Here is an 11632-nt window from a genome sequence, read left to right on the forward strand (position 1 = left end):
GCCATGCAAAACCTGCTTCTGAGTTACTATGGCGATGACCTGACCGGCTCGACCGACGTTATGGAGGCGCTCGAGCTCGGCGGCGTGCCGACCGTCCTGTTCATGCGCCAGCCGGACGAGGCGCTGCTTTCGCAATTTGCGCATTGCCGCGCCCTTGGGCTGGCCGGCACCAGCCGCAGCGAGACGCCGCAGTGGATGGACACGCATCTGCGAGATGCCTTCGCCTGGCTGAAGACCGTCAACGCCGAGATCTGCCACTACAAGGTCTGCTCGACCTTCGATTCCAGCCCGGCAATCGGCAGCATCGGCCGGGCGATCGAAATCGGCCGCTCGGTTTTCCGGCAAGAGGGCGTGCCGCTGGTGGTCGGCGCGCCGCAGCTGAAGCGCTACACCGCCTTCGGTCATCTGTTCGCGGCCTATCGCGAAAAATATTTCCGCATCGACCGCCATCCCGTGATGAGCCGCCATCCGACCACGCCGATGGACGAATCCGACCTGCTGATCCATCTGTCGCGCCAGACCAGCCTCGCCTCGGGCCTGGTCGACCTGGCGACGCTGCAGTCTGCGTCGCGGTCGAAAGCATTCGACCGGCTTGTGGAGAATGGCTCAGGTATTGTGCTTGTCGATGTCGATAGCCTGGAAACCCAGGCACTTGCCGGCAAGGAGATTTGGCGCGCTCGCAAGCCGGGCGGTTATTTCGTCGTCGGCTCTTCAGGCATCGAATATGCCTTGCTGGTCGAATGGGCAGCGAACCGGATCGTGGATACCAAATCCGCCTTTTCGCCGCCGGGCGCTGCCGACAGGATCGCCGTGGTCTCGGGGAGCTGCTCGCCGACGACGGAACGACAGATCCGTTATGCTCTGGCCGACGGCTTCGACGGGATCGAGCTCGACCCAGTCGAACTGGTTTCTGAGGCTTCGAACGACGCGATTGCGCGCGCGGTGGCAACCGGCCGCTCCAGCCTACGGGCCGGGCGCAGCGTCATCCTCTACACCGCGCTCGGGCCTGCGGCCGACCGCGGTGCAGAAATCGATCTCCGGGAAGGCGCCCGCCATAAGCTCGGCCACGGCCTTGGCGAGGTTCTCCGCGAACTGACGCTTCAAGAGAAGCTACTGCGCGTGGTCATCGCCGGCGGCGACACGTCGAGCCATGCACTTGCCCAGATGGGCGTCGACGCGCTGACTGTGCGAATGCCGCTGCCGGCATCGCCGGGCTCGCCACTTTGTGTGGCGCATTCAAGCATTAAGGCGATCGATGGGCTGGAAATTGCCCTCAAGGGCGGGCAGGTCGGAACCGACCGCTATTTCTCCACTATTCGCGATGGGGTCGGCGGTTGAGAGCGGGGAATGTCAGGTCAAATCGGTGATGCTCGATCGGGATCGAGGATACTAGCCGGCAAACCAGAAATCTCAGGCGTTCAGATCAGCGGCAATGCCACTCATCCCGCTATCTGCCCATTGTCCTGCCTGGATGATACTGACGGGCGTAGGCGACACAGGCGTCTACCGTGCTGACACAGAGCGCATCGCGGTTGTTCGGCAGGTTGTTGTCGCCGGCGTAGGCAACCTCGGCAACATGACCGTCAACCATTCGAATTTGCGTGTTGCAATAGCCGCCGGGGGCGACGTTGACGGAACCCCCCAGCGCCGGGACGGGGCCAATGGCCACGGTCGGAACGACAATGTTGAGATTGCCGCGTTGAACGACGCGCTGATAGGTCCAGATCTGGCCGGATTTGCCGACATCGGCAGTGGCGGTAGGAAAGCCGGCGCACATTCGAACGTCCGCCTCGCTAAGGCCGACCATCTCCCTGCGGGCTGCCGCCGCCGTGGCGTCTTCCTTCGCAGTGCTCGACGTGTCGTCGGGCATGACGCAGGAAGACAGGATGGTGGCGCTTGCCGATAGAAGGAGAAGGGCAAGCTTTCGGGTGTGGAAAGATGTCATACCAACTTCGGATTGCACGGGAGCCCCGAATGCCAACCTAGGAAGTGGGCCAATCGAGTCAACCGGCAGAAAATTCACGAAGTCGTTGGTCCGCCATTCCGCCGCACGCATCTGCTGGAAGAGGTTAGGCTGCCGCCGTGACCCTCGCGCCCTATCTTCCGCCTGGGCATTGGATTTCCAAATTCGACCCCTTCTTGTCAGATGTACTGGCGCACGGTGCTGTGACTTTGGTTCGGCCGACGGTGTGCTAGTTTCCAGCCAATTGCTCCGGAGACGTCATGCCTATCAAGCTGCAAGAAATCGCCCTCGCTCTTCTGCTGTTGGTTGCCGGAACTGGGTTCGGTCATGCGGAGACGGCCCAGCGGCCGCCGCCCACAGGCGGGGTTCTCTCGCTCCTGCCACCGCCGCAGACTTCCGATCATTCGATCGTCATTGCCGGACGCACGCTCGATTACGAGGCCAAGGCCGGTACGCTGTCATTGCCGTCCGGCAAAGGCGATATCACCGCCGAGATTTTCTATGTCGCCTATGCTCTGCACGCAGGGAAAGAAACGGGACCGGATCCGCGTCGCCCGATCACCTTCGTGTTCAATGGCGGTCCGGGAGCAGCTTCCGCCTATCTCCATCTCGGCGCGCTCGGTCCGCGGGTTCTGGCGACAGCGGCCGATGGAAGTTTCCTGCCGTCGCCGCAGAGGCTGTTCGATAACCCCGACACCTGGCTCGACATGACCGACCTGGTCTTTGTGGACCCTGTCGGAACCGGTTACAGCCGTGAAGCGCCCGGCACGGAAGCACACAGCTTCTGGGGCGTCAGCCAGGACGCCGCGTCGATAGGCGCGTTTATCCGACTCTATCTGGCGCAGACGAACCGTACGGCATCGCCTGTCTTCCTGGCTGGCGAAAGCTATGGCGGCTTTCGAGCAGCATTGCTCGCCAGGAAGCTTCAGGAAGACATCGGCATCAGCCCGAGTGGTGTCGTGCTGATTTCGCCGGCGCTCGAATTCACGCTGGTGCGCCCGGACGAGTTCCAGCCGCTCCACTGGGCGCTGGAACTGCCGTCGCTGGCGGCAGTGCGCCTACACAGCGAAGGCGTTTCCGGCCCGGCCCTGCAGGAGCGGCTGGCGGAAGTCGAACGCTATGCGCTCGGCGATTATCTGGCCGCGCTGGCCGGTGGGCTGGAGCAGGGTGGACGCCTGGCGAGCCAGCGTGTCGCCGCAATCACCGGTCTGCCGCTCGATCTCGTCCAGCGGCACTTTGCACGCATTCCCATAGGGCTGTTCGCCAAGGAGTTTGCACGGGCAAAGGGCAATGTTCTCAGCGCCTATGACGGCAACATCGCGACAGCGGACGTGGCGCCAGAGAGCCTGGGAGTCGAGGGTCCCGATCCGGTGCTCGACCGAAGCGTGCCGGCGCTCACCTCCGCTTTCGTCGGCTATGTGCGTGATGAATTGAACTTCCGCACGGATATCAGCTATCGGCTTCTCAACCGTGAAGTCAGCGGCAATTGGGACTATGGGACGAGCGCGACGCGTCAGGGCTATGCGGGTGTCATGGACGACCTTCAACAGGCGCGCGTGCTAAACCCCAGCCTCGGCGTGCTGATCGTCAACGGCTACAGCGACCTGGTGACGCCGTACATGGGCTCGCGCTACCTGCTTGGTCAAATTCCTTCGCTTGCCGGCGCAAAGCCCATTCGCACCGAGGTGCTGGAGGGCGGGCACATGATGTATCTGAGGCCGGATGGACGGGCGGCACTGAAGCAGGCCGCGTCCGAGCTTTACCGAACGACGCAATGAGACGGTTTGCCCAAAAAAGCGCCGGATACGCTGTTCGCCCTCTCATCAGGCCCTAGTTCCATCGCGATTGATCGGTTACACACCTAGGATGGCGTCTTTCAGCGACGTTCGACAACGGATTAGCCGGCTCTCCAGAATCGCGCCACTGGTGCGGCGTGCTGCCGAGCAGGCCATTCGGAACACCAAGCCACACAGGCTGACAAGCCTTGTTGACCGTTGGAATGCGCTGTCGCTGGCAACGCAGTTCCTGCTCGCGGGCGGTCTATTTTCCCTGTCAGCCATGGTGGTGGTCGGGATTTCCGTCACGAACCATATAGAAACCGTGGTCACGCAGAATTCGGCTTCCGCGACGGCTCTTTACGTGGACAGCGTTATCGCGCCGCTGCTTCCGGATATGCGCAAGAGCGAAGTGCTCGACGAGAGCGTCGCCCATGCGCTCGATGAAACGCTGGGACAAGGGGCACTCGGCACAAGGCTCGAATCCTTCAAGCTCTGGCGTCGCGACGGAACCATCCTGTATTCGACCGACAAGACATTGATCGGCAAGCGCTTTGAACCCAGCGACAATCTCCGGGCGGCATTCGCAGGCCAAATGGTCTCGGAGTTCGACAAGCTCGACGATCCGGACAGCGAGGCCGAAAGGGCCAGCGGCTTGCATCTTCTCGAGATCTACAATCCGGTGCTGCAGCCATGGTCGGGGGAAGTGGTGGCCGTTTCAGAATTCTACGAGGTCGCCACTGATTTTGAAAGAAACCTGCATCAGGCACTCATTCGAACCTGGCTGGACGTTGCCGCCGTCACAGCGGCCTTCTTTCTCGGGCTGTCGGCAATCGTGTTCCGTGGCAGCCGCATGATCAGTTCGCAGAGCCGCTCGTTGAAGCAGCGCATTGCCGAGCTTTCCGATCTGCTTGCGCAAAACAGACTGTTGAGGCTGCGGGTGCAGCGTGCCTCGCAGCGTGCCACCGCACTTAACGAACGCTATCTCAGGCGCATCGGTGCGGACTTGCACGATGGCCCGGCGCAATTGGTTGCTCTCGCGGCGCTGGGGATCGACAGCCCCGTCATTGCCGATCCCGCTACGCCGCAATCGAAGCGTGCACAGGAATTGCTGGCCATCAAAGCACATCTGGACGATGCCATGCGCGAGATCAGGAGCATCAGCAAGGGCCTTGTCCTGCCGCATATCGAGCATGCCGAACTGGGTGAAATTCTCCAGCTTGCCGTACGGGCGCACGAAGAACGAACCGGCGTCAAAGTGACACTATCGATGACCGGCGGCCATGCGCCGTTGTCGCCGGCGGCCAAGATCTGCATCTTCCGCTTCGTCCAGGAGGCGCTGAACAATGGATTCCGTCATGCCGGAGGTGAAGGTCAGTCGGTCGAGAAACATTTCGACGGCGAGCGCGTTTGTATCGAAGTGGCCGACGCCGGCGCCGGCTTTGACCCGCAAATCGTGCGTCCCGAGAGGCTGGGACTCGTAGGGCTGCGCGAGCGTGTGGAAAGCCTCGGGGGCCAGTTTACCGTGACTTCCTCACAGAGTGGCACAGTCGTAAGAATGGCCCTCAACATCGTTGAAATGGGGCAGACATGACAGTAGCCATCAAGCTCGCCATCGTCGACGACCACCCGCTGTTCAGGGAAGGCGTTGTGCGCACGCTCGATCAGATCGGCGGGTTCGAGATCGTCGGTGAAGGAAGCAGCAGAGACGATGCCCTGCGGATAATCGAAGACCAGCGGCCCGACATTCTGCTGATGGACATCTCGGTTCCTGGAGGTGGCCTTGGCGTGATCGGACCGGCCCTTGAGCGGCATCCGGCACTGAAAATTGTGATGCTGACCGTTTCGGAAGAAAACCAGCACGTGATGACCGCGTTGCAGAGCGGGGCCAGGGGCTATGTTCTGAAGGGGGTCGGGTCGAGGACGTTGGCTGCGATCCTGCGCACGGTAGCGTCGGGCGAACGATATGTCTGTCCACAATTGTCGGCGCGCCTGTTGGCCGATCTGTCAGCTCAATCAAAAGAGCCGGCGAAAGCTGACGGACTTGCCGACCTCACCAGCCGTGAAAGGGAGATCCTGACGCTGGTTGCCGCGGGACTGAGCAACAAACGGATCGGGCTTCGGCTGAACCTGCATGAAAAGACGATAAAGCACCACATGACGCGAATCCTGGCCAAGCTCAACGTCAGCAACAGGACCGAAGCCGCCATGACCTTGCGCGATGCGACTGAGCACCGGCATCCGCCTGTTCGCGATCATGCTTGAGCCGAAATTGCCGCACGGCGCGGCCATGTGAACTGGCCCTCAGTCGATCATTTCAAGCAACCTGTCCCGATCGGAACGCGTCGCCAGGCGCCGAATGATGGTGCGGCCCTTGGCGTCCCGCATTTCGTATTGGCCCCTGTCGATGCGTTCGCTGAGTCCATTCGAATGCACCACGCCAATGCTCGGGCCGCTCACCTCGACCCGGTCTCCTGTGGATGCGTTGACAAAGAGTTTTGGCTTGCTATCGGGGTTTACCGCAGGGGCGGGATCAGGGGGATTGTCGTCCTGCGACTTTGCTTTGCCCTTGCCGGCACCAGCATTCGAGTTCGAATTGCCGGAGTTTCCACCCGAATTGCCCGAATTGCCGTTCCCATTCCCGTTCCCGCCATTGCCGTTGCCGTTCCCGCCATCTTTGGCCCAGACAGCCTGCGGGCCGAGTGGCTGCGATGATCCATCGAACAAGACGCGATAGGGGCTTACGACGAGAATGAAGGTCAAGGCGACTACAGAAATGCCGACACGACGTCCTCGTGAAGATCCGGTCCTTCGTTTCCGGGTCGTCATCAATGAACTTGTCAGTCGCATGTCGGAACTCCCCTTAATCATACGGCTCTGTCGTACTGCCTCCTGTTCGAAATTCGTGTGATGCTTAAAACAATGGTTTGCGTCCGGAACGTCAAGACCCACCAGTCCCACGATGGTAACTGGTGGGTCTCGCTAGCGCAGGAAGGGACTATTTACTGCGCAAGTCTTTTGCCTTCCTTTGGTTGCGTCTCTCCGCGGTAGCGCCGACTTCCACCGTCAGCCAACAATAAATCCAATGGCCGCGACCCCGAAACACAGGCCAAATAACGGAAAAAGCAGCCAACGTGCCTGGTGAATGCTCGGGTCCATGGCGGCCTCCTGTAACAGTCGGCATCGCAACGGGGCTCCTCGGAACTCAGTTCCTGAAACTCTCGCATTTCGGGCTTTTGCGATAGCAGCCTCGGACCAAAGTTTGGCTGTGCGGGTCCTTGGTCGATAGGCTTACAGACTGAAGTCCCTATGCCAGGAGCCCGCCCTGCATTCGGCGACCTTTGTGTCCAACTGGCAGCTGCGATCCACCGCCCCTTCGAATGCTTTGCGTTTCTGGCTCTATGGCAGCAACGCCGTTGGTCTACTGCCGCATCGTTGAAACGCCACCAATGCAGACCCATATGCGAATTGCGTCGGATGTCTCCTCCCATTGCGTCCGGCGCGTTCCCCTCTGGAGGTTATAGACCTTCACACTTGGCCGGGCTTAACAACCCGGCCTTTTCTTTTGGCATTTGTATAATCGCCTGATGGCCCTAATTTGCGAGACATCGGTAAAATCGATTTGCAAATGCATTCAAGTGCCCATAGCCTGTCACCATGAGCACGATTTCCAAAGTTGCCACGCGAGCGGGCGTGTCGCGCACGACCGTGTCGCATGTCATCAACCATGCGGACCGGGTATCGAAATCGCTGCGTGAGCGCGTACAAGCGGCGATCGACGAACTCGGCTACACCCCGAACCCGCAGGCGCAGAGCCTGCGCACCGGCCGTACCAACATTATCGCGATGCTGATCCCGGACATCCGCAACCCGTTCTATCCGGAGCTGGTGAAAACGGCGCAGTCGACGCTCGAAGTGGTCGGCCTCGACATGCTGATCTTCAACACCGACGTGCCGGGCGGACATTCACAGGATCACGGCCGCGAGTATTTGCGCCAGATCGGGCGCAAGCGGGTCGACGGCGTCATCGTTGCCGACTTCGCGCTGCACGGCATGCACAGCGAACTGCTCAGCCTCGATCTGCCCGCCGTCTTCATCGGCCATCTGCCGAACCATGCTGTCGACAGCGTCCAGCTGGACGATTTCGGCGGCGGCTATCTGATGGGCGAGTATCTGGCGAAGAGGGGCCATCGCCGCATCGCCCATGTCACCGGGCCATCCTTTTTCAAGGAGGCGATGGCGCGTGCCGCCGGTTTCGAAAAAGGGCTCGCCGACAATGGCGTGCCAATCTCCGCCGATCTGCGGTTTGAGGGAAGCTATCTTGCCCCGTCAGGGCGGGAAGCGGTCACCTGGCTCAGGGAGAAGCACGGCGGACACCTGCCGTCGGCGATGTTCTTCGCCAATTATCTGATGGCCTCCGGTGCGCTGACCGAATTCTACGACCATGGGATCAATATCCCTCAGGATATCGCCATCGCAGTCTTCGATGACCTGCCTCAACTGGAATATGTCAGGCCGAAGCTGACCTGTGTCGGCAACAGTCCGACAATGCTTGCCAAGCGCGCCACGGAAATGCTGCTCGAACGGCTGGGTGGCAAAGTCGAGGGCGCGCCGCGCACCGAAGTGATCCCATGCGCGTTGAGCCCATTCGACAGCGCGTGACGCCAGATGCCGGCAAAGGGAACGGAGGTCCCTTCGCCAACGTTCGACCGAACAACATCCAAGGGAGGAATTGATGACTGACAAAACGACCCGCGACCGGCCATTGGCCAGCCTGAATCGCCGTCGGCTGATCCAGGGCGGCGCCACTTTCGCTGCCGCCGGCCTCACAGGCTTCCCGTTCATCAACAGGATGGCCGTGCGCGCTCAGGAAGCGCCGCTGAAATTCTGGCAGTTCTATGCGCCTGGCGGAGACGTGAAGCCGCAGGTCCAGTGGTTCGAGAAGCTGGTGGCCGACTGGAACGACGGCCACGACCAGAAGGTCGAGCTCGAATATGTCGTCAACAGCGAGTACATCTCCGGTTCCAAGCTGGCAACGGCCTTCGCGTCGGGCGAGGGTCCTGACATCTTCCTCATCAGCCCCGGCGATTTCCTGCGTTATTACAATGGCGGCGTGCTTGCCGACCTGACGCCGCATATCGAGGATGCCGCCCAAGCCGATTTCCCGGAAAGCGTCATCGCCAACCGCATGGTGGACGGCAAGATCTACGGTGTGCCGATGGAAGTCGAGCCGATGGCCTTCTACTATTCGGTCAAAGCCTTCGAGGATGCAAAGCTCAACGAGAACGACGTACCGAAGACCTGGGACGAGCTGTTGGCGGTCGCCAAAAAGCTGACGACGCCCAGCCGCTACGGCGTGCTGTTCGAAACGACTCCCGGCTATTACCAGAACTTCACCTGGTATCCGTTCCTGTGGCAGGGCGGCGGCGAATTCCAGGGCAAGGACGGCAAGAGCGCCTTCGATTCGCCGGCCACCGTCCAGGCGCTGAAACTCTGGCAGGATGCCATCAATACCGGCGTGGCGCCGCGTCAAGTGGTCGGCGGTGGTTTCGACATAGTCGCCAATCTCGGGGCAGGGCTGTGCGCCATGCAGAACTGCGGCATCTGGGGCATTTCGGCGATGGACAACAACGCCAAGGATGTGCCCTACGGCATCTTCAAATTGCCGACGCCGGCCAATGGCAAATACGTCACTGTCGGCGGCGGCTGGGCCTTCGTCGCCAATGCCGGGGGCAAGAACCCGGATGCCTCCGCCCAGTTCTGCGCCTGGGCGCTGGCCTCGATGGACCAGGCCTCGATCGACCGTGTCGTCAACTGGTGCACGGTCGCCAAGAGCGACATGCCGCCGCGCAACAGCGCGCTGAAGGCCGGCGCCGATGTCTTCAGCACGGGCAAGTTCGGCACCTTCGCCAAGGAGATCCACCCGGGAACGCGTGCCGAGCCGCGGGTTCCGCCGGAGGCGTACAAGATCATCTCCGACGCCATCCAGTCGGCACAGCTTGGCGGGGTTGATGCCCAGCAGGCGGCGACGACGGCCAGTCAGCAACTCGATGCGTTCCTCGCTTCCTATTCCGGCGCGCCGATCCTTTAGGCCCTTTCCAGCATGGATCAGATGAAACCGCCAGCCGCGGGCGCGAATTCCGCCCGCGGCCTCACCGCCAAGCAAAGGGAGCGTTGCGCCGCATGGCTGTTCGTCCTGCCCGATGCGCTTGGCCTGCTGGTGTTCGTCGGCGTACCGATGCTGCTGTCGCTCGTAGTCGGGTTCTTCGAGGTCAACGGCTTCGGCGGCTACAGGTTCGTCGGGTTCGGCAATTACAGGCGCATGTGGGGCGACCCGCTGTTCTGGTCGTCCGTGAAGGTGACGGTAGCCTATGCCGTCATGCTGGTGCCGGCGCTCTACGTCGCCGGACTGGGACTGGCGCTTCTGGTGCAGAAGACCAACCGCTTCAACGCGGTCATGCGCTCGATGTTCTTTGCGCCGCAGATGGTCAGCCTGGTCGTGGTGGCGCTCGTGTGGCAGCTCATGCTGGTCGAAAAGGTCGGCATCGTCAGCCGGCTGGCGCCGCTCGTCGGTCTCGGCGGAATTTCGCTGCTCGGCGATCCAAATCTGGCGCTGTTCACGCTGGTGCTGGTCAGCGTCTGGTTCCTGATGGGTTTCTACATGCTGATCTTCCTCGGCGGGCTCCAGGACATCCCGGCAGAGTACTACGAAGCCGCAAAGATCGACGGTGCCGGGCCGGTGACAAGCTTCTGGTACATTACTTTGCCCTTGCTCAAGCCGACCAGCTTCTTCGTCCTCCTGGTCTCGCTCGTCGCGGCTGTCGCCGGCGGCCAGGTCTTCGACCTGATCTATGTGATGACCAAAGGCGGGCCGGTCAATTCGACCTCGGTGCTGATCATCTACATCTACAAGCAGGCGTTCCAGTTCGGCGCCTTCGGCTATGCATCGGCAATGGCATCGCTGCTGGTGCTGGCGCTGATGCTGGTCACGGTCTTCTTCTTCGTGCTGACGCGCGGCGGACGTTTCGAGCATGACTGACGGCCGAACTCATTCCGGCCGTTCGCAGATACGAGCGGCGAGGCTTGCCTGGATGCTGGCGACCGCAGCGCTTGGCCTGATGACGGTGTTCCCGCTTGTCTGGATGCTGGTCATCTCGCTCAAGCCGGCGAGCGACGTCTTCACGCCGAGCCTCATTCCGGAACGGCCGACGCTCGGCAATTTCCTCTATGTGCTGACCGAGGTGCCGTTCCTGCGCTATCTCTTCAATTCGTTCTTTGTGTCGGCCACAGTAACCGTCGCTGCGCTGTTCTTCCATTCGATGGCCGGCTATTCGCTCGCACGGCTGCGTTTTCCGGGCCGCGACATTCTGTTCCTCGCCATGTTCTCGACCTTCCTGGTGTCGCTGCCAGTAATCATCGTGCCGCTGTTCATTTTGACGCGGACGCTGCACATGTTGGACAGCTATGCCGGGCTGATCATTCCGGCGATCTTCAACGCGTTCGGCATCTTTCTGCTCAGGCAATACTACCTGTCGCTGCCCAGGGAACTGGAAGAAGCCGCGATCATGGACGGCGCCGGCTACTGGCGCATCTATTGGAGCATCATCCTGCCGCTCAGCCGGCCGATCCTGTCGGCACTGGCGATCCTGTTCTTCCTCGCCAACTGGAACGCTTTCCTGTGGCCGTTGACGATCACATCGGACCTCAACCTCTGGGTGGTGCAGGTAGCCATTGCGAACTTCAAGAGCCAGTACGCCGCCGCCTGGAATTATGTCATGGCCGCCTCGACCATCGTCGCCGTGCCGATGCTGGTCCTCTTCGTGATCTTCCAGCGCCAGATCATGGAATCCATCAAGACAAGCGGCCTGAAATAACCGCTGAAGCAAGAGGAGAA

10 protein-coding genes are annotated in these 11632 nt (G+C 61.2%); 8 read left to right on the top strand and 2 right to left on the bottom strand.

The annotated features are described in order from the left end of the window. Positions 1-3: 3 nt before the first annotated feature. Entirely contained in the window at positions 4-1338 is a 1335-nt protein-coding gene (locus NKI41_RS09155; RefSeq protein ID WP_352682599.1) for a four-carbon acid sugar kinase family protein, read from the top strand. Between the two features lie 109 nt (positions 1339-1447). Here the strand turns inward: NKI41_RS09155 and NKI41_RS09160 are convergent, their stop codons facing one another. Further along, positions 1448-1945, bottom strand: a complete 498-nt coding sequence (locus NKI41_RS09160; protein ID WP_352682601.1) for a hypothetical protein — start codon at positions 1943-1945, stop codon at positions 1448-1450. 278 nt (positions 1946-2223) lie between these two features. Between NKI41_RS09160 and NKI41_RS09165 the strand changes: the two genes are divergently transcribed. The 3 genes from NKI41_RS09165 to NKI41_RS09175 all read left to right on the top strand — a co-directional run bounded on the left by NKI41_RS09165 (position 2224) and on the right by NKI41_RS09175 (position 6003). Further along, complete coding sequence (locus NKI41_RS09165; protein WP_352469598.1) at positions 2224-3741, top strand: S10 family peptidase; 1518 nt, start codon at positions 2224-2226, stop codon at positions 3739-3741. A gap of 148 nt (positions 3742-3889) precedes the next feature. Beyond that, complete coding sequence (locus NKI41_RS09170; protein ID WP_352682603.1) at positions 3890-5332, top strand: sensor histidine kinase; 1443 nt, start codon at positions 3890-3892, stop codon at positions 5330-5332. Next, positions 5329-6003 carry a LuxR C-terminal-related transcriptional regulator gene (locus tag NKI41_RS09175; RefSeq protein ID WP_352682605.1) on the top strand — a complete coding sequence of 225 codons (675 nt, stop codon included), beginning with the start codon at positions 5329-5331 and terminating at the stop codon, positions 6001-6003. The genes NKI41_RS09170 and NKI41_RS09175 overlap by 4 nt, the downstream gene beginning before the upstream one ends. Before the next feature lie 39 nt (positions 6004-6042). Here NKI41_RS09175 and NKI41_RS09180 read toward each other — a convergent pair whose 3' ends face one another. Continuing rightward, on the bottom strand, positions 6043-6501 hold the full coding sequence (locus NKI41_RS09180; protein ID WP_352682607.1) for a hypothetical protein: 459 nt from the start codon (positions 6499-6501) through the stop codon (positions 6043-6045). An 894-nt stretch (positions 6502-7395) separates the two neighbouring features. On the opposite strand from NKI41_RS09180, the gene NKI41_RS09185 reads away from it, so the two are divergent. From NKI41_RS09185 to NKI41_RS09200, 4 genes are all read left to right on the top strand, one after another. Continuing rightward, positions 7396-8400, top strand: a complete 1005-nt coding sequence (locus NKI41_RS09185) for a LacI family DNA-binding transcriptional regulator (protein WP_352469815.1) — start codon at positions 7396-7398, stop codon at positions 8398-8400. A 73-nt stretch (positions 8401-8473) separates the two neighbouring features. Next, positions 8474-9829, top strand: a complete 1356-nt coding sequence (locus tag NKI41_RS09190) for an ABC transporter substrate-binding protein (protein WP_352682609.1) — start codon at positions 8474-8476, stop codon at positions 9827-9829. A gap of 21 nt (positions 9830-9850) precedes the next feature. Then, the gene (locus tag NKI41_RS09195) at positions 9851-10777 is read left to right on the top strand and encodes a carbohydrate ABC transporter permease (RefSeq protein ID WP_031211400.1); all 927 of its coding nucleotides are present in this window, start codon (positions 9851-9853) and stop codon (positions 10775-10777) included. Further along, positions 10770-11612, top strand: a complete 843-nt coding sequence (locus tag NKI41_RS09200) for a carbohydrate ABC transporter permease (RefSeq protein ID WP_352682611.1) — start codon at positions 10770-10772, stop codon at positions 11610-11612. The genes NKI41_RS09195 and NKI41_RS09200 overlap by 8 nt, the downstream gene beginning before the upstream one ends. The last annotated feature ends 20 nt before the right edge of the window (positions 11613-11632 follow it).

The sequence above is a fragment of the Mesorhizobium sp. M0601 genome (assembly GCF_040320845.1).
GTDB lineage: Bacteria > Pseudomonadota > Alphaproteobacteria > Rhizobiales > Rhizobiaceae > Mesorhizobium.